25 protein-coding genes, 1 tRNA gene and 1 rRNA gene are annotated in these 23,672 nt (G+C 61.7%); 12 read left to right on the forward strand and 15 right to left on the reverse strand.

Going from position 1 to position 23,672, the window contains the following annotated elements; all coding sequences use genetic code 11:
- Positions 1-6 precede the first annotated feature (6 nt).
- Positions 7-99, forward strand: a complete 93-nt coding sequence (locus tag IGW03_RS33160; RefSeq protein ID WP_438943671.1) for an integrase core domain-containing protein — start codon at positions 7-9, stop codon at positions 97-99.
- A 156-nt stretch (positions 100-255) separates the two neighbouring features.
- Here the strand turns inward: IGW03_RS33160 and grxD are convergent, their stop codons facing one another.
- The 8 genes from grxD to IGW03_RS33200 all read right to left on the reverse strand — a co-directional run bounded on the left by grxD (position 256) and on the right by IGW03_RS33200 (position 8,415).
- Positions 256-567, reverse strand: a complete 312-nt coding sequence (gene grxD / locus IGW03_RS33165; RefSeq protein WP_194726711.1) for a Grx4 family monothiol glutaredoxin — start codon at positions 565-567, stop codon at positions 256-258.
- A 352-nt stretch (positions 568-919) separates the two neighbouring features.
- Positions 920-3,262: a Tex family protein gene (locus IGW03_RS33170; RefSeq protein WP_194726712.1), complete on the reverse strand. Its 2,343-nt coding sequence runs from the start codon at positions 3,260-3,262 to the stop codon at positions 920-922.
- Between the two features lie 139 nt (positions 3,263-3,401).
- Positions 3,402-4,262, reverse strand: a complete 861-nt coding sequence (prmC, locus tag IGW03_RS33175) for a peptide chain release factor N(5)-glutamine methyltransferase (protein WP_194726713.1) — start codon at positions 4,260-4,262, stop codon at positions 3,402-3,404.
- A 17-nt stretch (positions 4,263-4,279) separates the two neighbouring features.
- Positions 4,280-4,756, reverse strand: a complete 477-nt coding sequence (locus IGW03_RS33180) for a disulfide bond formation protein B (RefSeq protein WP_194726714.1) — start codon at positions 4,754-4,756, stop codon at positions 4,280-4,282.
- 131 nt (positions 4,757-4,887) lie between these two features.
- The gene (gene prfA / locus IGW03_RS33185; RefSeq protein WP_194726715.1) at positions 4,888-5,970 is read right to left on the reverse strand and encodes a peptide chain release factor 1; all 1,083 of its coding nucleotides are present in this window, start codon (positions 5,968-5,970) and stop codon (positions 4,888-4,890) included.
- Positions 5,971-6,074: 104 nt separating this feature from the next.
- Complete coding sequence (hemA, locus tag IGW03_RS33190) at positions 6,075-7,364, reverse strand: glutamyl-tRNA reductase (protein ID WP_194726716.1); 1,290 nt, start codon at positions 7,362-7,364, stop codon at positions 6,075-6,077.
- Between the two features lie 134 nt (positions 7,365-7,498).
- Positions 7,499-8,164: a response regulator transcription factor gene (locus IGW03_RS33195; protein ID WP_194726717.1), complete on the reverse strand. Its 666-nt coding sequence runs from the start codon at positions 8,162-8,164 to the stop codon at positions 7,499-7,501.
- 175 nt (positions 8,165-8,339) lie between these two features.
- Positions 8,340-8,415, reverse strand: a tRNA-Phe gene (locus IGW03_RS33200).
- A gap of 142 nt (positions 8,416-8,557) precedes the next feature.
- Here IGW03_RS33200 and IGW03_RS33205 point away from each other — a divergent pair.
- From IGW03_RS33205 to IGW03_RS33240, 8 genes are all read left to right on the forward strand, one after another.
- Positions 8,558-9,751, forward strand: a complete 1,194-nt coding sequence (locus tag IGW03_RS33205) for a UbiH/UbiF family hydroxylase (RefSeq protein WP_194726718.1) — start codon at positions 8,558-8,560, stop codon at positions 9,749-9,751.
- 46 nt (positions 9,752-9,797) lie between these two features.
- Positions 9,798-10,520 (forward strand): DsbC family protein, encoded by a 723-nt coding sequence (locus IGW03_RS33210; RefSeq protein ID WP_194726719.1) that lies wholly within the window; start codon positions 9,798-9,800, stop codon positions 10,518-10,520.
- Positions 10,521-10,676: 156 nt separating this feature from the next.
- A complete protein-coding gene (acuI, locus tag IGW03_RS33215; RefSeq protein WP_194726720.1) occupies positions 10,677-11,666 on the forward strand; it encodes an acrylyl-CoA reductase (NADPH) in 990 nt (329 codons plus the stop codon).
- Positions 11,653-12,282 (forward strand): nucleotidyltransferase family protein, encoded by a 630-nt coding sequence (locus IGW03_RS33220; protein WP_194726721.1) that lies wholly within the window; start codon positions 11,653-11,655, stop codon positions 12,280-12,282. Before acuI ends, IGW03_RS33220 begins: the two co-directional genes overlap by 14 nt.
- 55 nt (positions 12,283-12,337) lie before the next feature.
- Positions 12,338-12,796, forward strand: coding sequence for a DUF3429 domain-containing protein (locus tag IGW03_RS33225; RefSeq protein ID WP_194726722.1), 459 nt, complete (start codon positions 12,338-12,340; stop codon positions 12,794-12,796).
- A gap of 17 nt (positions 12,797-12,813) precedes the next feature.
- Positions 12,814-14,601, forward strand: a complete 1,788-nt coding sequence (locus tag IGW03_RS33230) for a M61 family metallopeptidase (protein WP_194726723.1) — start codon at positions 12,814-12,816, stop codon at positions 14,599-14,601.
- A gap of 269 nt (positions 14,602-14,870) precedes the next feature.
- Positions 14,871-15,083, forward strand: coding sequence for a hypervirulence associated TUDOR domain-containing protein (locus IGW03_RS33235; protein WP_194726724.1), 213 nt, complete (start codon positions 14,871-14,873; stop codon positions 15,081-15,083).
- A gap of 33 nt (positions 15,084-15,116) precedes the next feature.
- Entirely contained in the window at positions 15,117-15,644 is a 528-nt protein-coding gene (locus IGW03_RS33240; RefSeq protein ID WP_194726725.1) for a hypothetical protein, read from the forward strand.
- Between the two features lie 95 nt (positions 15,645-15,739).
- Here the strand turns inward: IGW03_RS33240 and trpC are convergent, their stop codons facing one another.
- The 6 genes from trpC to rpe all read right to left on the reverse strand — a co-directional run bounded on the left by trpC (position 15,740) and on the right by rpe (position 21,296).
- Positions 15,740-16,540: an indole-3-glycerol phosphate synthase TrpC gene (trpC, locus tag IGW03_RS33245; protein WP_194726726.1), complete on the reverse strand. Its 801-nt coding sequence runs from the start codon at positions 16,538-16,540 to the stop codon at positions 15,740-15,742.
- Between the two features lie 30 nt (positions 16,541-16,570).
- Entirely contained in the window at positions 16,571-17,614 is a 1,044-nt protein-coding gene (gene trpD, locus IGW03_RS33250; protein WP_194726727.1) for an anthranilate phosphoribosyltransferase, read from the reverse strand.
- A 15-nt stretch (positions 17,615-17,629) separates the two neighbouring features.
- Positions 17,630-18,193, reverse strand: a complete 564-nt coding sequence (locus IGW03_RS33255; RefSeq protein WP_194726728.1) for an aminodeoxychorismate/anthranilate synthase component II — start codon at positions 18,191-18,193, stop codon at positions 17,630-17,632.
- A gap of 1 nt (position 18,194) precedes the next feature.
- On the reverse strand, positions 18,195-19,691 hold the full coding sequence (gene trpE, locus IGW03_RS33260) for an anthranilate synthase component I (protein WP_194726729.1): 1,497 nt from the start codon (positions 19,689-19,691) through the stop codon (positions 18,195-18,197).
- Positions 19,692-19,926: 235 nt separating this feature from the next.
- Positions 19,927-20,625 (reverse strand): phosphoglycolate phosphatase, encoded by a 699-nt coding sequence (locus IGW03_RS33265; RefSeq protein WP_194726730.1) that lies wholly within the window; start codon positions 20,623-20,625, stop codon positions 19,927-19,929.
- Positions 20,626-20,630: 5 nt separating this feature from the next.
- Entirely contained in the window at positions 20,631-21,296 is a 666-nt protein-coding gene (gene rpe / locus IGW03_RS33270; RefSeq protein ID WP_194726731.1) for a ribulose-phosphate 3-epimerase, read from the reverse strand.
- A 128-nt stretch (positions 21,297-21,424) separates the two neighbouring features.
- Between rpe and apaG the strand changes: the two genes are divergently transcribed.
- Positions 21,425-21,799: a Co2+/Mg2+ efflux facilitator ApaG/CorD gene (apaG, locus tag IGW03_RS33275; protein ID WP_194726732.1), complete on the forward strand. Its 375-nt coding sequence runs from the start codon at positions 21,425-21,427 to the stop codon at positions 21,797-21,799.
- 1 nt (position 21,800) lies between these two features.
- Here apaG and IGW03_RS33280 read toward each other — a convergent pair whose 3' ends face one another.
- Positions 21,801-21,938: a hypothetical protein gene (locus IGW03_RS33280; RefSeq protein ID WP_194726733.1), complete on the reverse strand. Its 138-nt coding sequence runs from the start codon at positions 21,936-21,938 to the stop codon at positions 21,801-21,803.
- Positions 21,939-21,950: 12 nt separating this feature from the next.
- Here IGW03_RS33280 and mltA point away from each other — a divergent pair, with 12 nt between their 5' ends.
- Both mltA and IGW03_RS33290 read left to right on the forward strand, forming a co-directional pair.
- On the forward strand, positions 21,951-23,186 hold the full coding sequence (mltA, locus tag IGW03_RS33285) for a murein transglycosylase A (RefSeq protein WP_194726734.1): 1,236 nt from the start codon (positions 21,951-21,953) through the stop codon (positions 23,184-23,186).
- 389 nt (positions 23,187-23,575) lie between these two features.
- Positions 23,576-23,672, forward strand: a 16S ribosomal RNA gene (locus tag IGW03_RS33290); the annotation flags it as partial.

Consider the following 23,672-nt stretch of genomic DNA (forward strand, 5'->3'; position numbering starts at 1 on the left):
CGGGCCATTGGTGACTGGATCGGCTTCTATAACACCCGGCGCCCGCATCAGGCACTGGGCATGAAAACGCCTGCTGAGGCATTCGCTTTAGCAGCATGATCTGAGCAGATTCTGCTGGGTCGATACATTTTTTCTTTTCCGAATCCCACAACGAGAATCCCGAAATAAAGCCCGGAAGCTTTTGCAAGACTTCCGGGCTTGGATGCGCATCGTATGGCATCCCGCGATTCAAGGCAGGGATGCCGTCGGCATGCTTCAGGACTTCAGCAGGCTTTGCAGCTCGCCGGACTCGTACATCTCGGTCATGATGTCCGAACCGCCGACGAATTCGCCTTTCACATACAGCTGCGGAATGGTCGGCCAGTTGGAATATTCCTTGATGCCCTGGCGCACATCCGCATCTTCCAGCACATTGACGGTGACGATATTGTCGACGCCGCATGCCTTCAGAATCTGAATGGCACGGCCGGAGAAGCCGCACTGCGGAAACTGCGACGTGCCCTTCATGAAAAGCACCACCGGGTGCTGCGTTACGGTTTCTTTGATCCAGCTCTGTACGTCGCTCATGGTCTTACTCCTGCAGATTGAAGATGGCTCCATTATATGGAAAACGCAGGCGGTCGGCAGACAATGCACTGCCGGCACTTGGGATCTGCCCGGACAGCCGACGGATTGCATTCGGCGGCAGTGCATCGTGCCGGGAGCGTCCGGTCCCGGCCGAGCCGGCCGAAACGCTCGCATGGTTGAAGGCTTATATCACTCCCGAGTTGGGACATGCCGAATGAGATCGATGGATTTCTCGACTGGCTAGGCCAAGGTTGCAGATCAGGAGTCCATAGCGGGGCTATGGATGACGAGTGCAACGCCGCCCGGCGAAAAAAGAAGCGATCTCATGGCATGGAGTGGCTTGGGATTGGTATCAAGCTTTCAGCTTTGCAAACGCGGCAGCCATCGCATTGTTGACGGCGGGCTGCGACCGCTGCTGGTGTTGGCCGAGGCGCTTGGCATCGGTACGGTCGCCGCGCTGCTCCGGACGTGCGCCGGCCGGCTGGGGCGAATCGCTCAGGCGCATGGTCAATGCGATGCGGCGGCGCTTCTCATCGACTTCCAGCACCTTGACTTTCACCACCTGTCCGGCCTTCACCACGGTATGCGGATCGCGCACGAAGGTGTTCGACAGCGCCGAAATATGCACCAGTCCATCTTGATGGACGCCGATGTCGACGAAGGCGCCGAAGGCCGCCACGTTCGTCACCACGCCCTCGAGAATCATGTCGGGACGCAGGTCCTTGATATCCTCGACGCCCTCCTTGAAGGTCGCGGTGGTGAACTCGGGGCGCGGGTCGCGGCCGGGCTTTTCCAGTTCCTTGAGGATGTCGGTGATGGTGGGGACGCCGAACTTCTCATCCGCATACTTCGCCGGCTGGATGCTCTTGAGCAGCTTGCCGTCGCCAATGACGCCTTTCACGTCCTTCTTGATGTCGGCCAGGATTTTCTCGACCACCGGATAGGATTCCGGGTGCACCGCGGACGCATCCAGCGGATTGTCGCCGTTCATGATGCGCAAAAAGCCGGCGGCCTGCTCGAAGGTCTTGTCCCCGAGGCGAGGCACTGCCTTCAGCGAGGCGCGCGAGGTGAACATGCCTTTCATGTCGCGGTAGTTGACGATGCTTTGCGCCACGCTGGCGTTGAGTCCGGACACGCGCGCGAGCAGTGGAGCGGAGGCGGTGTTCACATCCACGCCGACCGCATTGACGCAATCCTCGACCACGGCATCGAGCGAGCGGGCCAGCTGCGTCTGTCCGACATCATGCTGGTATTGCCCCACGCCGATGGACTTCGGGTCGATTTTCACGAGTTCCGCCAGCGGATCCTGCAGGCGCCGTGCGATCGATACCGCGCCGCGCAGCGACACATCCAGCTCCGGCAATTCGCGGGAAGCGAATTCCGAGGCGGAATACACGGACGCGCCTGCTTCCGAGACCACGATCTTGGTCAGCTTGAGTTCGGGGTGCTGCTTGATCAGGTCCTGCGCCAGCTTGTCGGTTTCCCGGGAAGCGGTGCCGTTGCCGATGGAGATCAATGCGACCTGGTGCTTCTGCGCAAGCAGGGCCAGCGTATGCAGCGAGCCGTGCCAGTCGTTGCGCGGCTGGTGAGGATAGATCGTTGCCGTATCGACCACCTTGCCGGTCGCATCGACCACCGCCACCTTGACGCCGGTGCGCAGTCCAGGGTCCAGCCCCATGGTCGCGCGCGGACCCGCCGGCGCGGCCAGCAGCAGGTCCTTCAGGTTGCGGGCAAACACATTGATCGCTTCGACTTCCGCTCGCTCGCGCAGGGCCGTCATCAATTCGGTTTCAAGATGCATGAAGGTCTTCACGCGCCAGGTCCAGCGCACGGTGTCGGCAAGCCACTTGTCCGCCGGGCGGCCCTGGTTGCTGATGCCGAAGCGGACAGCGATCCTGCCTTCGCAGGGATTGTGCGGCGCATCCCATTTCGGCTTTTCCTCTTCGCTGTCGAGGCGAAGCGAGACATTCAGGATTTCCTCGCGGCGTCCGCGGAACAGGGCCAGCGCGCGATGGGAGGGAATGGTGTTCAGCGTTTCGGAGTAGTCGAAGTAATCCGCGAACTTGGCGCCCGCGTCTTCCTTGCCCTCGACCACTTTCGACTCGACCACGCCGTGTTCGGTCAGGTATTCGCGCAGGGTCTGCAGCAGCGTCGCATCTTCGGCGAAGCGCTCCATCAGGATCTGGCGCGCGCCATCCAGCGCAGCCTTGGTGTCGGCCACGCCGGGATTGTCGCCGTTGTCGGTGCTGAAGGCCGGCTTCAGGTACTTGGCCGCTTCCTCTTCGGGATTGAGCGCAGGATTGCCGAGCAGGGCATCGGCCAGCTCGGTCAGGCCGGCTTCGGCGGCGATCTGCGCCTTGGTGCGGCGCTTGGGCTTGTAGGGCAGGTACAGGTCTTCGAGCCGGGTCTTGTCTTCGGCATGGGTGATCGCGTCCAGCAGCTCGGGCGTCATTTTCCCCTGCTCGTCGATGGAGGCGATGATCGCTGCGCGGCGGTCTTCGAGTTCGCGCAGATAGCGCAGGCGCTCTTCCAGCAGGCGCAGCTGCGTATCGTCCAGGCCGCCGGTCGCTTCCTTGCGGTAGCGAGCGATAAAGGGCACGGTCGCGCCTTCATCGAGCAAGGCAATGGCGGCGGCAACCTGTGCCGGTTTGGCGGCGAGTTCTAGGGCGAGACGTTGTTCAATCGAAGGCAGCATGAGATTCGGATAAGAAGAAAAACAAGCGAATGATGATACGCAAATTACGCGGGAGCGCCAGTCTTGACAGGCCGAAAATGCAGGAGCGCGACACGGCGTGATTTGAAGCGAGAGGATTGCAGAAATGCCAAGCGGGTGTTCATCCCGGATACCGGCCGCCGCTCACGCGCTCGATGCCGGCGAGGTCTTGCCAGCTTTGCACGGCCTCGAAGCCGCGTTCGGCGAGCAGGCCGCGCACTGCCTGCGCCTGGTCGTAACCATGTTCCATCAGCAGCCAGCCGCCTTCGAGCAGGTGCGAAGGCGCATGCTGCACGATGGCGCGCAAGGCGCTCAAACCGTCCGCATGGTCGGTCAGCGCATCCACCGGTTCGAAGCGGAGATCGCCCTGCGACAGATGAGGATCCCGGGCAACGATATAGGGCGGATTCGACACGATGAGGTCGTGGCGGACGCCATCCTGCAGCGCGGCGTACCAGTCGCTTTGGATCAGGCGCACCGTGCAGGCATGGCGCTGCGCATTGCGGCGGGCGACTTCCAATGCGGCTGCGCTGACGTCCACCGCGGTCACCGTCGCATCCGGCCGGCTGTGCGCAATCGCGATGGCAATCGCACCGGTGCCGGTGCCGAGGTCGAGCGCGCGTCCATTCTGCGGAAGACGCTCCAGCGCCAGTTCAACCAGCAGTTCCGTTTCCGGCCGCGGTATCAGCACGTCCGGCGTGGTGTGCAGGGCCAGTCCGAAGAATTCGCGCTCGCCGGTGATATAGGCAATCGGCTCGCCGGCGATGCGGCGCCTGAACAGTTGCGACAGCCGGACTGCCTCTTCCTGGCCGAGCGCACGGTCCGACTGGGTAATCAGTTGCACGCGCGTCAGCCCGAGGCTGTGGCAGACAAGAATCCTTGCATCGACCGCATCGATCGGCGGCCGCTTCAGCAGCGCACCGAGCGTCGTGCCGGGCGCGATGACGAATGCGGAAGGCGGCGAACCGGAATCGGTATGCATGGATGAAAACCGGTTGATCAGCGGCTCTGGCGCAGCGCGGCCCAGATCAGCAGAATGGCAAGAATGGCGAACCAGATCAGCGACCACTGCGGGATGGACAGGCCGATGATCGGCTCGTACTCCGCGCTGCACAGGCCGTCGGCCTTGAACAGGAAGGGCATCAGTTCGGCGGTGAAAATCTTGTTCAGCGAGGTTTCCAGCGGATCGATGCCGCAGGAGACGGACGGATGCGCCTTCACCCAGAGATGCCAGCCGGCGATGCCGCCGCCGACCAGCGCCGCCAGTGCGCCGAGCAATGCGCCTGTCTTGGTGGCGGCACGCGGCATCGCGGCAAAGATGAAGCACAGCAGGCCGACCGCGACGAATGCATAGCGCTGCAGCACGCAAAGCGGGCAGGGCAGCATTTCCCTCACGTGCTGCAGATACAGCGCATAACCGACCAAAGCGAAGCAAATGATGCCGGCGGCGACCAGTACGGGTTTGGATGTTCTCATCTGGACAATGTTGTAAGTTGGTAATGCCATGTGACTGACATGGCGTTTGATGGTTCTGGTGCGCAACTATGTTGAACTATTGCACAACTCTTTGAAACGCGTCGCAGGCAGCAGCATGATGCCGGCAAGCCTCATACTTCTTCGGCCAGCGTAGCCAGCAGTTCCGCCTGGTGCTCGGCCATCAGCGCATTGGTCAATTCTTCCAGGTCGCCGTCCATGATGAAGTCGAGCTTGTACAGCGTCAGGTTGATGCGGTGATCCGTCATCCTTCCCTGCGGGAAATTGTAGGTGCGGATGCGTTCGCTGCGGTCGCCCGAGCCGATCAGCGACTTCCGCGTCGCGGCTTCCTTGGCCTGCTGTTCGCGCAGTTGTACATCCTTGATGCGCGCGGCCAGCACCTTCAGCGCCGACGCCTTGTTCTTGTGCTGGCTGCGGTCGTCCTGGCACTCGACCACGATGCCGGTCGGGAAGTGGGTGATGCGGATCGCCGAATCGGTCTTGTTGATGTGCTGGCCGCCGGCACCGGAAGCGCGGAAGGTGTCGATGCGGATATCGGCCGGATTGATGTCGACGTCAGATACTTCATCGGCTTCCGGCATCACCGCCACGGTGCAGGCGGAAGTATGGATGCGGCCTTGGGTCTCGGTGGCCGGCACCCGCTGCACGCGATGGCCGCCGGACTCGAATTTCAGCTTCGAATAGGCGCCGTGTCCGATCAGGCGCACGATCACTTCCTTGTAGCCGCCGATCTCCGACGGCGACTCGGACACCATCTCGACCTGCCAGCGGTTGCGCTCGGCATAGCGGGTGTACATGCGCAGCAGATCGCCCGCGAACAGGGCCGCTTCATCGCCGCCGGTGCCGGCGCGGATTTCGAGATAGATGTTGCGTTCGTCGTTGGGGTCCTTGGGCAGCAGCATCTTCTGTAGATCGATTTCCGCCTGCTCGATGCGCGCCTTCGCCGCGGCGATTTCCTCCTGCGCCAGTTCCTTCATGTCGGGATCGGACAGCATGTCCTGGGCGGTCGTGATGTCTTCGCCGGCCTGAACGTAATCCTTGTACAAGGCCACCAGCGGACCAAGTTCGGCATGCTCGCGCGTGAGCTTGCGGTACTGATCCATGTCGGCGGTGGCGCCTTCCTGCATCAGCAGGCTGTTCACTTCCTCGAGCCGCTCGGTCAGCTGGTCGAGTTTTGCAAGCATTGAAGGTTTCATAAGCGTGGCTCTAGTCGAATTCTTGAAGGGATGACGCGTTGCCGCTTGAAGGAGAGAATGGCGATCGACCGGCCGAAAACGGCGGAAGGCGCAGAAGGGCCCCGCTAGCGCTTGGTGCGGAAAAGCTGGGGCAGGAGTGCTGCGAGCCGGGCGCGTTCATCGCCCTGCGCATTGTTCAAGGCTTGCTGCGGGCCATGCAGGAACTTCGCGGTCAGCCCCTTCGACAGTGCTTCCAGCACCGCATCGATATCCTCGCCCTTGGCGAGCAGCTTCCTGGCGCGCTCAAGCTCGGCCAGGCGCATGGCCTCGCTGCTTTCATGCAGGTTGCGGATGAGCGGCACGACGGCGCGGGTGTCAATCCAGTGCATGAAGGCCTGCACGCGGTTCTCGATGATGGCTTCGGCCTGCGCCACGGCGGCCTGCCGGTTTTCGATGCCGGTCTGCACGGCTGCGCCGAGATCGTCGACCGTGTACAGGAAAACGTCGTCGAGGCGGCCGACTTCGGGTTCGATGTCGCGCGGTACTGCGAGATCCACCATGAAGATCGGTTTGTGGCGCCGCGCCTTGACCGCGCGTTCCACCATGCCCAGGCCGATGATCGGCAGGGACGAGGCGGTGCTGGACACCACGATGTCGAACTGCGCCAGCTGATCCGGCAGTTCGGCCAGGCGGATGGCGCGGCCGTTGAAACGGTGGGCCAGCGACTCGCCGCGCTCCAGCGTACGGTTGGCGATGGTCAGCGTCTTCGGGTTCTGGGCGGCGAAGTGGGTCGCGCAAAGCTCGATCATTTCGCCGGCGCCGATGAACAGCACATTTTGCTCGGACACGGTATCGAAGATGCGCTGCGACAGGCGCACCGCGGCGGCGGCCATGGACACGCTGTGCGCGCCGATCTCGGTCGTGGTACGGACTTCCTTCGCGACCGCGAAGGTGCGCTGGAACATCTGGTGCAGGTAGGTGCCGAGCCCGCCGGCCTCATCGGCCTTGCGCACCGCATCCTTCATCTGCCCCAAGATCTGGGCTTCGCCGAGCACCATGGAATCGAGGCCGGATGCCACGCGGAATGCATGACGCACGGCATTATCCTGCGGCAGCGTGTACAGAAAGGGACGGAGTTCGGAATAGGACAGCTTGTGGTATTCGGCCAGGAAGCGCGCAGTAGCGTCGATCGCGGCCTCCACGCCGCCGGGAATGTCGCTGGCGGCATACAGCTCGGTGCGGTTGCAGGTCGACAGGATGGCAGCTTCATCGCTCGTGCCCGTGGCCGTTTCGCGTCCGAACCACGCGCGCGCCGACGCCACCGCCTGACCGATCTGGTCCGCGGGAAAGGCGACCTTTTCGCGCAGGGAAACCGGCGCGGTGGTGTGATTGAGACCGACTGCGAGAAGCTGCATGATTAGCGTAAAGCTGAAATCCTGTGTGGCACTCGCTATTATAGCCTGTTGCACCCCTGCACAGACTGTTGACAAAAGCACAGCGCTACTTGGATGGCTGCGGCAGCAGCGCTGCAAAGTCTGTTCAAGGCTTGCTACGAAAGCTGTTCAAGCCGATAACCGTAGCTATAGACTGGCGCCAGCCTGAATCCGTTCTCCGGATTCAATCCCAGCTTGCTGCGCACGCGCGAGACATGGGTATCCATGGTGCGGGAAGGCAGGTCGAGTTCGCGCGACCAGACCGCATCCTTGATGAAGGCGCGCGACAGCGGTCGGCCCAGATGGCGGAAAAACAGCAGCGCCAGGTCGAATTCCTTGCGGGTCAGATCGAGCGTGGCGCCGTCCCGCGTGATGCGGCCGCTGCCAAGTTCGAAACAGTAGGGACCGAACACGGCATGGTCCTGCGCATGCAGAGCCGGGTAGGCCCTGCGCAGCAGCACCTCGCAGCGCAGGGCCAGTTCGTTGCGGCGTATCGGCTTGACAAGATAGTCCGATGCACCGGCCGCAAGCGCCGCCATGGCGTCTTCGATGCGGTTGCGCTCGGTGAGTGCAAGCACCGGCAAGGAGGGCGACTGTTGCCGCAGTTGCTGCACGATGAGTTGCGGACTGCTGTCCGATTGCCAATCGATTACGCAGAGCTGCAACTCATTCTGCTGCATGCGGCTGCGCTCCAGGCGAAAACAATCATGCCCGCTTGAGGACAAGATTTCACGTATCGCTTCGGCCAGTTCCTGGTCGTTGGTATGAAAGGCAACACGCATGGGCTTGAGGAAGAGATGGCGGACTACTTTGCATTTTACGTAGTTGCCTCATGCGGTGCAGCGCGGCAAGCATTTGCAGAAAACTGATGACGGCTTGGCTTGTCAGCTTATGTTCAGCCATCGCATCCGAGACCGGAAAAGAAAAAGGGCCCAGCCGAAGCTGAGCCCTGAATCTTGGTGGCCCGGGGCGGAATCGAACCACCGACACAAGGATTTTCAATCCTCTGCTCTACCGACTGAGCTACCAGGCCAAGAAGTCCGCAAGTATAGCAAGGATCTGGAAATTTACAAGTGCCTGGAGAAAAAACTGTTTCGAGCCACCGGCTATAATGGGTCAAGACACGGCGCCACGCGGCGCGCGTGCCTGCATTTGTCTCGAACGGATTCTGCTTTATGCAAATACAAAGCGATGTGTGTGTGATCGGCAACGGCGCGGTCGGCAAGGCTGCCGCGCTCGGATTTGCCCAGGCCGGCCTGAGCGTGAGCCTGCTTGCGCCAGCGGAAGCAGTCGGTGCGGGCAAGGAGGAGGGCGGCTGGGATGTGCGCGTCTATGCATTGAACCATGTCGCCAATGAGCTGCTGGCTTCGCTCAAGGTATGGAGCGCAATGGACGCGTCGCGCATCGCGCCGGTGGATGCGATGATCGTCAAGGGTGACGGCGCGCAGGGCGGTCGGCTCGACTTCGATGCCTTCGGCGCGCGGACCGGCGCGCTGGCCTGGATCGTCGAAGACAGCAATCTCAACAATGCGCTGGATGCGGCATTGAAGTTCGCGCCCAACACGCGCGTCGTCAACGGCCGGGCGACGCGCCTGCGCCTGGATCTCGAAGAAGCCGGCGTCGAACTCGACAACGGCGACGTCCTGACCGCTTCGCTGGTGGTCGGCGCCGACGGCGCGCAGTCATGGGTGCGCGGACAGTGCGATATCGGGCTCGACTATCGAAGCTACGGGCAGCAGGCGATCGTCGCCAACTTCGAATGCGAACGTCCGCACCAGGGCGCAGCCTATCAGTGGTTCACTTCCGAGCAGGGTATCGTGGCGCTGCTGCCCTTGCCCGGCAACCGGACTTCGCTGGTCTGGTCGGCGCCGGATGCGCTTGCGCAAAACCTGATGGCCGGGTCCGCCTCGGCGCTGGCCGAGCGCGTGGGCGCCGTCAGCGGCCATGTGCTCGGTGCACTGACGCCGGTGCAGCCGGAAGTCGTCAAGGCCTTTCCGCTGCGCCTGATGCGTCCGCATGCCATCATTGCGCCGCGCGTTGCGCTCATCGGCGATGCCGCCCACGTCGTGCATCCGCTCGCCGGCCATGGCATGAATCTCGGCTTTGCCGATGTGGTCGGCCTGCTCAGGGCAGTCTCGCAGCGTGAATCGCACCGCGACTGCGGCGACGAGCGCGTGCTCGGCCGCTATGCGCGTTCGCGCAAGGAGGATATCCTGCTGATGCAGGCGGCGACCGATGGCCTGGAGCGTCTTTTCTCCAGCACGCTGGAGCCGGTGAGGATCGCGCGAAACATTGGATTGAACCTGGTCAACAAACTGCCAGTCTTAAAGCGAGCCCTGATTTCCCATGCGATGGGAAAGAGATCGTAATGGACGTAACAAGCGGCCGATATTTGCAGAAGGAAGAAACAACATCATGATCACATTGACCAGACTGGCCGCCGCCGCGCTGCTGTGCCTGACCGCCACCGCGGCATCTGCCCAGACCGGGCCGGAAGCCGCCATCAAGAAATCGCTGGAGCCGCGCCTCGGCGAAGGCATCAAGGTGGATTCGGTCACCAAGACGCCTTACGGCGGCTTGTATGAAGTGCGCATCGGCGGCGACATTTTCTATACCGATGCCAAGGGCGATTACCTGTTCGTCGGCCGCGTCATCGATACGAAGACGATGCAGGATCAGACCAAGGCCCGCGTCGATGAAATCAACAAGATCAAGTTCTCCGAGCTGCCGTTCGACTCCGCGCTCAAGATGGTCAAGGGGAACGGCAAGCGCGTGATCGCAGTCTTCGAGGACCCGAACTGCGGCTACTGCAAGCGCTTCCGCCAGACGCTCAACGACATGGACAACGTGACGGTCTACACCTTCATGTACAACATCCTGTCGGAAGACTCGGTCACCAAGTCGCGCAACATCTGGTGTACGGCCGACCGCGTCAAGGCATGGGACGACTGGATGTTGAACGGCAAGGCCGCTCCGCCCGCGCCGGCCAACTGTACCGCGCCGCACGAGAAGATCTTTGCCCTCGGCCAGAAGTTCAAGATCACCGGCACGCCGACGGTGTTCTTCGCCGACGGCACGCGCATTCCCGGCGCAGTGGATGCCAAGGCGCTGGAATCCAAGCTGGCCTCGATCAAGTAAGCCGGACCTTCACGCGACAAGCCGGCGGCAGTTCACACGGCCAGGTACAGCAACTCATCAATGGCACGCATTCCTGCGGGAACGTGCCATTTTTCATGGCCGGACGCCGTTTATTCCATCGAACTATAATCATTCGAAACCACTCCGGAGACAGCCATGTTCAACGCCATTTTGCTCAGCAAGAATGATGACGGTTCGACAGATGCAAAACTGACCCAGCTCGACGATGCGCAATTGCCGGCCGACGGCGATGTGACGGTGCGCATCGACTATTCCACCATCAACTACAAGGACGGCCTGGCCATTACCGGCAAATCGCCGGTCGTGCGCAAGTGGCCGATGGTGCCCGGCATCGACGGCGCCGGCGAAGTCGTCGCCTCCTCGCATCCGGAATGGAAGGCAGGCGATGCCGTCGTCCTCAATGGCTGGGGCGTGGGCGAAGTGCACATGGGCTGCCTTGCGCAGCGCGCCAGGCTCAAGGGCGACTGGCTGATCCGCCGTCCCGACAATATCTCGGCGCGCAATGCGATGGCTATCGGCACGGCGGGCTACACCGCGATGCTGTGCGCGATGGCGCTGCAGGAGAAGGGCATTGCCAAGGACAGCGGCGAGATACTGGTGACGGGCGCTTCGGGCGGCGTCGGCAGCGTGGCCATCGCGATCCTGTCGGCATGGGGCTATCGCGTCATTGCCTCCACCGGCAAGGCGTCCGAAGCTGCCTACCTGAAGGCGCTCGGCGCTGCAGACATCATCGACCGCGCCGAATTGTCCGCGCCCGGCAAACCCTTGCAGAAGGAACGCTGGGCCGGCGTCGTCGATTCGGTCGGTTCGCACACATTGGTCAATGCCTTGGCGCAGACCCGCTACGGCGGCGCGGTGGCAGCCTGCGGACTGGCGCAGGGCCTTGATCTTCCGGGTTCGGTGGCACCCTTCATCCTGCGCGGCATTTCGCTGCTCGGCATCGACAGCGTGATGGCGCCGCGTCAAAAGCGGGAGGCTGCATGGCAGCGCCTGGCGAGCGACCTTCCGCTCGACAGGCTGGAACAGATGATCCAGGAGATCAGCCTGGAGGAAGCCCTGCCCCGCGCCCGCGACATCATCGAAGGCAAGGTGCGCGGAAGGCTGGTGGTGGATGTCAACCGCTGAACCTCATCGAGCCGCAGCTATCGCCGGCATTCTCCTGGCCGGAGGGCGGGGAACGCGTTTCGATCCGAGCGGCCGGCGCGACAAGCTGCGGCAGGCCTTGCCCGAGGGAGAATCGGTCGCCGTGGCCGCCGCCAGGAACATGCTGGCCGTATTGCCGGCGGTGATCGCCGTCGTGCGCCACGATAATCAGGAACTGGCGCTGGCACTGCAGCAGGCTGGATGCACGGTCAGTTCTTGCAATGACTCGGGGCAGGGCATGGCGGCTTCGCTGGTGCACGGGCTGCTGCAGGCGAAGGACGCGGCCGGATGGATCATTGCGCTGGCCGACATGCCGTATGTGGCAGGAAGCACCATCGCGGCACTTCGCGATGCGCTCGCTGACGGCGCCGACATCGCGGCGCCGGTCTGGAACGGCAAGCGCGGCAATCCGGTGGGCTTTGGCCGCCTTCATCTGGATGCGCTGCTGCAGCTGCGCGGAGACGAGGGCGCGCGCAGTCTGCTCAAGTCTTGTCCTGTGGTGGAGGTGCCGGTGAACGATCCCGGCATCCGCCGCGACATCGATACGCCGGACGATCTACCCGCAGCCTGCGGCGCGGACGCAGGCGAGCGCCAATGACTGCGCCGCCGTCCATGCCTTACACTATGCGGCTTCCATCCTCGTTCCGGACTGCATGAATACCCATTTCGTCAACAAGCGCCTCGCGCATCTGCTCGGTTATGCCGGCCTCGCTCCCTTCGTGCTGCTGACGCTCGGGGCATGGGCCGTGCACAGCGACTGGCTGGCCTATTTCATCCGCGGGCAGCTTGCCTACGGCATTGCCATCCTGTCGTTTCTGGGAGGCATACACTGGGGCGCCGTCATGATGTCGGGCGAGTTGACCATGGAGCAGACCCGCAAGGCATTGGTCTGGAGCGTCCTGCCCGCGCTCATCGCATGGTTCTCCACCATGATGGGCGGATTCGGTTTCGCCATGCTGATGGCGGGCTTCATCGCCGCCTATCAGGCCGACAAGCGGCTGTTCGCATGGTACCGGTTCGAACCGTGGTTCCTGCAGCTGCGCCTGAAACTCACCGTCGTCGTCGTGGTCATGCTGATGCTCACCGTCATCGCAGCCAACGTCAAAGGATAAGAAGGACAAGTACACGCATGAGAAACGCCATCAACTACACCATCACGCCCAAGGACCCGGCGGCGCATCTGTTCGAAGTCACGCTGAGCGTCGACAAGCCGGCGCCGGAAGGGCAGACCTTCTCCCTGCCCGCATGGATTCCGGGCAGCTACATGATTCGCGAGTTCGCCCGCAACATCGTGCGCATTGCCGCCGAATCGCGGGACGGCCAGGTCGCGCTGGCAAAGCTCGACAAGCATACCTGGCAGGCGGCGCCCTGCAACGGCCGCCTCGTGCTGACGTATGAGGTCTATGCCTGGGATCTGTCGGTGCGTGCCGCGCATCTCGACCAGACCCACGGCTTCTTCAACGGCACCAGCGTCTTCCTCGCGGTACACGGTCAGGAAGACTTGCCGCACGTGATCGATATCCGCCGCCCCGAAGGCGATGAATACAAGGCGTGGCGCGTCGCCACCGCGATGCCGGAACTGAAAGCCAGGCGCTACGGCTTCGGCACCTATATCGCAGCGGACTATGACGAGCTCATCGATCATCCGGTCGAGCTCGGCACTTTCGCCGTTGCCACCTTCAAGGCGCACGGCGTGCCGCACGACATCGTGTTCACCGGCCGCATTCCCAACTTGGATCTGGCGCGCCTCTGCAACGACCTGAAAAAGGTCTGCGAAGCGCAGATCGCACTGTTCGAACCCAAGACGCGGCGCGCGCCGATGGACCGCTATGTGTTCATGACCATGGTGGTGGGCGACGGCTACGGCGGCCTTGAACATCGCGCATCGACGGCGCTGATCTGTTCTCGCGCCGACTTGCCCGTGATCGGGCAGAAGGAAGCGACCGACGGCTACCGCACCTATCTGGGACTGTGCAGCCACGAATACTTCCATACCTGGAACGTCAAGCGCATCAAGCCGGCGGTGTTCGCGCCCTACGACTTGCGCAGCGAAGGCTACACCTCGCTCCTCTGGCTGTTCGAGGGATTCACCAGCTATTACGACGACCTGATGCTGGTGCGCAGCGGCCTGATGGATGAAAAGCAGTATTTCAAGACGCTGTCCAAGACCATCAACGGCGTTTTGCGCGGCAGCGGCCGCACCAAGCAAAGCGTGGCCGAGTCGAGCTTCGACGCCTGGGTCAAGTATTACCGGCAGGATGAAAATGCGCCGAACTCCATCGTCAGCTATTACGCAAAAGGATCTCTCGTCGGCTTGGCCCTCGACCTGACGATACGCGAGCAGACCAATGGCAAGAAGTCGCTGGACGATGTGATGCGGACCCTGTGGCAGCGCTACGGACGCGACTTCGACAGCCTCGGCCAAGGCCTTGGCGAGACCGAGGCGCTGAAGCTGTTCGAGGAAGTCACGGGCGTCAAGCTGAAGCGGTTCTTCGAACGCTACATCCACGGCACCGACGATCTGCCGTTCGACAAGCTGCTTGCGCCCTTTGCCGTCAATGTCGACGACAACCGCAAGAACGCCAAGCCCAGCCTCGGCGTGCGCACGACGCGCGAAGGCAACGACTGCAAGCTGGCGAATGTCCATGAAGGCGGGCCGGCCCACGCAGCAGGTCTGTCCGCCGGCGATCTCCTGATTGCGGTAGACGGACTGCGGGTGACGGCAACCAATCTGGAGACGGTGCTGGCCCGCTACCGCGCCGGCGATACGGTGCTGCTGCATGCGTTCCGGCGTGATGAATTGATGGCCTTCAATGCGGTGCTGGTGCAGGGCGATACGCCGCAAGTCACTCTTGAGCCGCAGGACAAGCCTGCGCCGCAAGCCCGCAGGCGCGCAACATGGCTGGTAGCCGCTTGAGCGGGGCATGATTCCCTCGGCATTGCCGTGTGCTAAACCGCCGGCAATGTCTTTCCGCAATTTCCAGCGAGTATTGCGCTGACATTCATACGGCGCTGCGGCGAGTCTGGCTGCGCGCCGCCTTCCTTTCCTCCATTCCAATTCGCTCCGGCAAGTGCAACTTGCCAGGCTTGCATCGCTCTATCTCAACACGACTTGGCAAACGCCATCACATCAACGCCGGATGATTCCGCAGCGCACGGCTTTGTCGAACAGGAAAGGGCAATGCAATGACAACGAGCTTCAGAAAAGGCGATAAGGTCGAATGGCATTCATCGCAGGGCACCGTGCATGGAACGGTGCTGCAGAAACTCACCGAACCGACCGACATCAAGGGTCATCATGTCGCCGCCTCGCCGGACGAGCCGCAATACCTGGTCCGCAGCGACAAGACAGGTGCGGAAGCGGCGCACAAGGCCGATGCCTTGAAGAAGTCCCACTGATTGCTGAGATTGAACCGACAACAAGGAAAAATCATGAGACTGCAAAGCGACAATTGGGTGCAGCGCACCCTGATTTCGGGAACGGTATCCGGCGTGGCCACTGCGCTCGCCGCATCGGTTGCCGGCAAGCGCGACGCCGAATCCTATGCCGCGCCGCTCAACGCCACAAGCCATATCGTCTGGGGCGACGAAGCGGCCATGCACGACGAGCCGTCGATGAAATATACGGTCACGGGCTTTCTTCTCACGCATGCCTCGGCGATTTTCTGGGCATCGATCTACGAGAAGTGGTTTGCGCCGAGTGAAGACGATGCCGATGCCTCCCCGCTGAAGCCGCTGATGGGTGCAGCCGTCGTCACTGCGGGTGCTTACGTCACGGATTATTACCTGGTGCCGAGACGCTTCACGCCGGGCTACGAGAAGCGCGTTTCCGGAAAGTCGCTGTCGGCGATTTACGGCGTGCTGGCATTGGGATTGGCAGCACGCGCATTGATGGCTCGCCGCAATGACGGACGGCAATATGATCGCCAGTACGAAGAGCAGTGGCAGCAGGACTACTGACGCTGCTGTTTGAACTTCAAAAGAAAAAACAGCGCGGAAAGCCTAACTTTCCGCGCTGCCTTCAGCTTGCCGCCAAAGCGATTGATGTCGCCTGATCAGAAGAACAGGCGCTGCAGCTCCTCGCCCGGATTGTCGGCCCGCATGAATGCCTCTCCAACGAGGAAGGCATTCACGTTCGCGTCGCGCATCTGCCTGACGTCGTCCGCCGTCAAAATGCCTGACTCCGTCACGACCAGCTTGTCGGATGGAATGCGCGGCAGCAGGCCCAGCGTTGTCTGCAGCGAAGTCTCGAAGGTGCGCAGGTTGCGGTTGTTGATGCCAACCATGCGCGTCTTCAGCCGCAGTGCCGCATCGAGCTCATCGCCGTCATGCACTTCAACCAGAACGCCCATGCCCAGATCATGGGCGCAGGCTTCGAGTTCCGCCATCAGGCCATGGTCAAGTGCCGCCACGATCAGCAGGATGCAGTCCGCACCCCACGAGCGCGCTTCATACACCTGGTAGGGATCGACCATGAAGTCCTTGCGCAGCACGGGAATGGCGCAGGCTGCACGCGCCTGCTGCAGGTATTCCGGTGCGCCCTGGAAGAATTGCACATCGGTCAGCACCGACAGGCAGGCCGCGCCGTGATCTGCATAGCTCTGTGCAATTTCAGCCGGCCGGAAGTCGGCGCGCAGCACGCCTTTCGACGGCGAGGCCTTTTTCACTTCCGCAATCACGCCCGCCTTGCCGGCAGCGATCTTTGCCCGCAGGCTGTCTTCGAACCCGCGCAGTGTGCGGCGCGCTTCGGTATTGCTGTCGACGTCGCGGCGCAGGCTGGCCAGGTCGCGCTGCTTCTTCGCAGCGGCGACTTCGTCTTTCTTGACGTCGAGGATCTTGTTGAGAATGTCCGACATGGTGGCTTGAATGCAGAATCAGGTTGAGGCTTATTGCGATTTCGCGGCGCCGAGCTGCTGCGTCACTTGGATGAATTGCTCCAGCTTGCTGCGGGCTGCACCCGACGCCAGCGTCTCGCGCGCCTTGGCCAGACCGTCGGCGATCGAGGAAGCCACACCTGCCGCATACAGCGCTGTGCCGGCATTGAGCACGACGATGTCGCGCACCGGGCCGGGCGTATTGTCGAGTGCTTCCAGCACCTTTGCCTTGGACTCTTCCGCACCCGATACTTTGAGGTTGCGGCTGGCCACCATCTGCAGGCCGAAGTCTTCCGGATGGATTTCGTATTCGCGGACTTCGCCGTTGATCAGCTCGCCGACCATCGTTCCCGCGCCGAGCGAGACTTCATCCATGTTGTCGCGGCCCCAGACCACGATCGCATGCTTTGCGCCGAGGCGCTGCAGCACGCGCACCTGGATGCCGACCAAGTCCGGATGGAACACGCCCATCAGGATGTTGGCGGCGCCTGCCGGGTTGGTCAGCGGTCCGAGAATATTGAAGATGGTGCGCACGCCCAGTTCCTTGCGCACCGGCGCGGCATGCTTCATCGCCGCATGGTGGTTCGGCGCGAACATGAAGCCGATGCCGGTCTCTTCGATGGATTGGGCAACCTGTTCGGGCTGAAGATTGATATTGGCGCCCAGCGCTTCGAGCACATCGGCGCTGCCGGACGAGGACGAGACGCTGCGTCCGCCATGCTTGGCCACGCGCGCGCCGGCCGCCGCGGCGACGAACATCGACGCGGTGGAAATGTTGAAGGTATGCGCGCCGTCGCCGCCGGTGCCGACAATATCGAGAAGATTGTCGGTGTCCCTGGCCGGCACCTTGGTCGCGAACTCGCGCATGACCTGCGCCGCCGCGGCGATCTCGCCGATGGTTTCCTTCTTCACGCGCAGGCCCATGGTCAGGGCGGCGATCATCACCGGCGACATCTCGCCCGACATGATCCTGCGGAACAGCGACAGCATTTCATCGTGGAAAATCTCGCGATGCTCGATGCAGCGCAGCAGCGCTTCTTGCGGGGTAATGGCCATGGCGGTCGCTCCTCGTCAGACGGTCAGGAAGTTCTTCAGCAGGGCGTGGCCGTGCTCGGACAGAATCGATTCGGGATGAAACTGCACGCCCTCGATCTGGAATTCCTTGTGCCGCACGCCCATGATTTCGCCGTCGTCGGTCCATGCCGTCACTTCCAGGCAATCCGGAAGCGACTCGCGCTCGATCGCCAGCGAGTGATAGCGGATCACGGTGTAGGGATTGGGCAGATCCTTGAATACGCCGACTCCGGTATGGTGAATCACCGAGGTCTTTCCATGCATGACCTGCTTGGCGCGGATCACCTTGCCGCCGAACGCAGCGCCGATGCCCTGGTGACCGAGGCAGACGCCGAGGATGGGCAGCTTGCCGGCGAATTCCTTGAGCGCCGGCACCGAGACGCCGGCTTCGTTCGGGGTGCAGGGGCCGGGCGAAATGCAGATGCGGTCCGGCTTCATGGCCGCGATCTGTTCCAGCGTGATTTCGTCGTTGCGGAAGGTGCGCACGTCTTCACCCAGTTCGCCGAAGTATTGCACCAGGTTGTAGGTGAAGGAGTCGTAGTTATCGATCATCAGCAACATGTCAGAGCTCCCCGTCCAGTCCGTCTTGCACCTGCTCGGCCGCGCGCAGCACGGCGCGCGCCTTGTTTTCGGTTTCCTGCCACTCCATCTCCGGTATCGAGTCGGCAACCACGCCGGCCGCCGCCTGCACATGCAGCGTGCCGTCCTTGATCACGCCGGTGCGGATGGCAATGGCCAGGTCCATTTCTCCGCCGAAGGAGAGGTAGCCGCAGGCGCCGCCGTAGATGCCGCGCTTGACCGGCTCCAGCTCGTCGATAATTTCCATCGCGCGCACTTTCGGCGCGCCCGACAAGGTACCGGCGGGGAAGGTGGCCTTCAGCACATCGAGATTGGACAGCTCGGGCTTGAGCGTGCCTTCGACATTGGAGACGATGTGCTGCACATGCGAATATTTTTCGATGACCAGCTTGTCGGTCACCTGCACGCTTCCGGTTTCGGCGATGCGGCCGATGTCGTTGCGCGCCAGGTCGATCAGCATCACATGCTCGGCGATTTCCTTGGGGTCGGACAGCAGTTCCGTGGCCAGCTGTTCATCCTTTTCCGGCGTGGCGCCGCGCGGACGTGTTCCCGCCAGCGGACGGATGGTGACTTTGCGCCGGCTGTCGTTGGTCTGCTCGTTGCGCACCAGGATCTCGGGCGAGGAGCCGACGATGTGCATGTCGCCGAAGTTGTAGAAATACATGTACGGCGAGGGATTCAGCGAGCGCAGCGCGCGGTACAGCGACAGCGGCGAATCGACGTAGGACTTTTTCAGGCGCTGGCCGATCTGCACCTGCATCAGGTCGCCGGCCATGATGTATTCCTTGGCCTTCTCGACCGCTTTCAGGTAATCCGCCTTGGCGAATTCGCGAACCGTGTCGGTGCGCACGGAAGCGGAGGTGACGGGCGCATCGACCGCGCGGCGCAGCATCGCGCGCAGATCCTTGAGACGCTGGCGCGCCTTCGAATAGGCTTCCGGCTGCGTCGGGTCGGCATAGACGATGAGGTACAGCTTGCCCGAGAGGTTGTCGATGACGGCCAGCTCTTCGGTGACCAGCAGCTGGATGTCGGGCAGGCCCAGGTCGTCTTTCGGTGCCGTGTGCGCGAGGCGATGTTCGATGTTGCGTACGGTGTCGTAGCCGAAATAGCCGGCCAGTCCGCCGCAGAAGCGCGGCATGCCGGGACGAACGGCCGCCTTGTAGCGCGCCTGGAATTCGGTGATGAATTCGAGCGGATTGCCTTCATGCGTCTCGATCACCTCGCCGTTCTTCACGACTTCGGTGCGGGTGCCGTAGCTGCGCATCAGCGTCGAGGCCGGCAGGCCGATGAAGGAGTAGCGGCCGAAACGCTCGCCGCCGACGACGGATTCGAGCAGGAAGGTATTCCTGCCGGCGTTCTGCGTCTGGGCCAGCTTCAGATAGAGCGTGAGGGGCGTTTCGAGATCGGCGAAAGCTTCGGCGATGAGCGGAATGCGGTTATAGCCTTGCGTGGCCAGCGATTTGAATTCGAGTTCGGTCATGTTTCTCTCCGGGCGCTATTGTAGAACGGGAGCGCAATAGCGGGGTGAAAGTGCAAAAACGTTGCTGACGGGTCAAGAGCATTTGCTCTGGGGACGAGCGGTCAGCGGCGATCGGGTCAGTTGGACCAGGATTGCCAGCGTCGCCACAGCCAGGCCTCAAACAGGCCCGGTGAGGTGTCGTTACGTTTTTTGCCGAGAAACATTATGGATGGGTGATTGCAGTTGATTGCGTTTTTTACACGGAGATGCAATTCGCCGCTTCAAGCAGCGTGGGAACTATACCATCGGAATCGACGTTGTGTATAGATTCGCCATGATTGTAGCCGTAGGGTACGTTGAGCACCCGGCAGCCGGCCGCGCGGGCGGCCTGCGCATCGTTTGAGGAATCGCCGATCGCCACAACCTGTTCCGGACGCAGGTGGAAATCCTGGCAGACGGTCAGCAAGGGCAGGGGATCGGGTTTCTTCTTCGGCAGCGAGTCGCCGCCGTAGACCAGATCGAAATACTTGTGCAGCCCGGTTTTCTCCAGCAGCGGCAACGCGAAGGCAATCGGCTTGTTGGTGACGCAGGCCAGGCGCAAGCCCTTTTCCCGGAGCGCGGCCAGCCCTTCATGCACCTCGGGATACAGGGTCGAGTACTGGCCGTTGATCGCAATGTAATGCGCATGATACGAGGCAAGCGCCTTCGCAAAATGCGCTTCCACGTCCTCTGGCGAGTAGTCGACGCTCAACACCTTGCGCATCAGGTTTTCCGTTCCCTTGCCGACGAAGCGGGTGATGGTCTCGATATCGAGTTCCTTCAATCCGAGATCGGCACGCATGCGGTTGATCGCCACGAGGAAGTCGGGTGCGGTATGCACCATGGTTCCGTCGAGGTCGATGATGGCGGCGCGAATGCCGGTCAGGGTCGGGGTCAGCGTTTCCAGTGCGCTCATGCCTGTCATGCCTGTGCCAGCTGGGCGCGCATGGCGTCGATGACGGCCTTGTAGTCGGGCTTGCCGAAGATGGCCGATCCCGCGACGAAAGTGTCGGCGCCGGCGCGTGCCGCTTCTGCAATGTTCTCGATCTTGATGCCGCCGTCGACCTCGAGCATGATGTCGCGCCCGGATTCATCGATGCGGCGGCGGACATCGGCAATCTTCTTCAATGCCTGGGGAATGAAGGACTGGCCGCCGAAGCCGGGATTGACGGACATGATCAGAACGATATCGATCTTGTCCATCACATGGTCGAGATAGTGCAGCGGCGTGGCCGGATTGAATACGAGACCGGCCTTGCAGCCGTTGTCGCGGATCAGCTGAAGAGAACGGTCGATATGCTCGGAAGCTTCCGGATGGAAGGTGATGATGTTGGCGCCGGCCTTGGCAAAATCGGGAATGATGCGATCCACCGGCTTGACCATCAGGTGCACATCGATCGGAACCTGCACATGCGGGCGAATGGCTTCGCATACCAGCGGGCCGATCGTCAGATTCGGGACATAATGATTGTCCATCACGTCGAAATGGATGATGTCTGCGCCGGCGGAAACGACGTTGCGGACTTCCTCGCCCAGGCGGGCGAAGTCGGCGGAGAGAATGCTGGGAGCGATGCGGTAGGTAGCCATGACAAGCAATAATGAAAAGGATGCGCTATTTTACCCGCACGTCAGCTTGCGCCGCATCGTTGCGGCGGACCTGTTGCCGCATGCATGCAGTATTTGCTGCATGTTTACAAAAAAGACAAGGAAAGCCCATGGCCGCCTATGAATTCACGATCTCCGTTCGCACGCAGTATCTCGCGGAGCAGTCGGAGCCGGAGCGCTCCCATTATGCATTTGCCTACACGATCACCATCAAGAACACCGGCCAGGTCGCGGCCCAGCTGATTTCCCGTCACTGGATCATCGTTGACGGCAATAACCGTATCGAGGAAGTGCGCGGACTCGGCGTCGTCGGCCACCAGCCTCTGCTCGCTCCCGGCGCGCAGTTCGAATACACCAGCGGAGCCGTGCTTGCGACACCGCATGGTTCGATGAAGGGCTCGTACTTCTGTGTTGCGGAAGACGGCGAAAAATTCGAGGCGCCGATATCCGAGTTCATTTTGTCATTGCCTCGCACGCTGCACTGATTTACTGTTGCGCATCGTCCTTTTGCTGCACGGACTTGTTCGGCGGCTGTTCCGGCTTGCGCCCATGGAACATCGTCCACCATACAATAAAGACCAGCAGGAACAGGGCAACGCCCGCTTCAAGCACTAACAGCCACATATTCTTATCCCGATGTCGTTGATTCGCACAAGTTTAACTTTATCCGCCGTTGCGGTCTTGGCCGCGCTCGCCGCATGCACCACGGTTCCCTCCGGGTCCGCACCCAGGCAGCCAGCACCTCCTCCGTCTGCAGCGCAGAAACCGGAAACTCCGTCCGCATCCAAGGACGCGCTGCCGAAACAGGTGCTGACACCGACCACGTTTTCCGCCATTCCCAGCTGGGACAAGGACAAGCTGCGCGAGGCATGGCCGGCGTTTATGACGTCCTGTGAAGCCCTGGTAAAACGTCCGGACTGGAAGGAACCCTGCACCGTGGCGCGCGATGTCGATGCCTCCAGCGAGAAGAAGATCCGCGTTTTCTTTGAATCATTCTTCGTGCCGAACCTGGTGAGCAATCCCGACGGCTCCACCACCGGCCTGGTGACCGGATATTACGAGCCTGTATTGAACGGGGCGCGCAAACGCGGAGGGGTGTACCAGACGCCGCTGCATCGCGCACCGGACGACATGCTGACCGTCGACCTGTCCTCGGTTTATCCGGAGCTGAAAAACATGCGGCTGCGGGGGCGTGTGGTCGGCAACCGCATCGTTCCCTACCTGACGCGTGCCGAGATGCTGCAGTCGGGGGTATTGAATGGCAAGGAACTGGTATGGGTGGACGATCCCATCGAGGCTTTCTTCCTGCAGGTGCAGGGATCCGGCCGCGTAAAGATTGCAGAAACCAAGGAAACGGTGCGGGTTGCCTACGCCGACCAGAACGGACATCCGTACAAGTCGATCGGACGATATCTGGTCGACAAGGGGGAGCTGACGCTTGACCAGGCTTCTGCCCAGAGCATCAAGGCCTGGTACGCCGCCAATCCGGCCCGGCAAAACGAATTGCTGAACGCAAATCCGAGCTACGTGTTCTTCAAGGAAGAGAAAATCCTGGACAGCGCAAAAGGACCGAAGGGTGCGCTTGGCGTCGCCCTGACGCCGGAGCGTTCGATTGCGGTCGATCCGCAGCATATTCCTCTCGGCGCTCCGGTATTCCTCTCGACGACGCAGCCGCTGACCAATACGCCGATGCAGCGGCTGATGATGGCGCAGGATACCGGCGGCGCCATCCGCGGTGCGGTCAGGGCCGACTTCTTCTGGGGGCTTGGCAAGGAAGCGGGAGAGAAGGCCGGCAAGATGAAGCAGCAGGGAACGATGTGGGTTCTGCTGCCGAAAGCACCCGTATCGTCGGCCTCCAACGCGACAAAGTAATGCACAAGTTGCAAGGTCTGGTCAGGCAGTCCCGGCCGAAAGGGGCGGGACACGAAAACCCCTGAAAACATTCTGGAAAAAGCTTGACGCAAATCGAGAGATTCTCCATAATCTCGTTTCTCTGCTGCTGACGAACAAAACGCTTCGACAGCGACGCGACGGAGACAGTCTTCTGACTTCTGTTGCAGGCAGTCCGGTTCTTTAACAACCAACAACCGATAAGTGTGGGCGCTCGATGAAGCGGGCCGGCAGCGCAAGCTGCGTGGCTCAAAGCATATGAAGTGCTCGCACAAGAAACAAATAGGTCGGCATCGCAAGATGCCACCTGTCAGTATTTTGAGTGAGCGACACCTCTTATAGAGGTTGCCCGAGAGGGCGCAACAGAGATTGAACTGAAGAGTTTGATCCTGGCTCAGATTGAACGCTGGCGGCATGCCTTACACATGCAAGTCGAACGGCAGCGCGGACTTCGGTCTGGCGGCGAGT

This window comes from Noviherbaspirillum malthae, assembly GCF_015352985.1.
Classification (GTDB): domain Bacteria; phylum Pseudomonadota; class Gammaproteobacteria; order Burkholderiales; family Burkholderiaceae_D; genus Noviherbaspirillum; species Noviherbaspirillum malthae.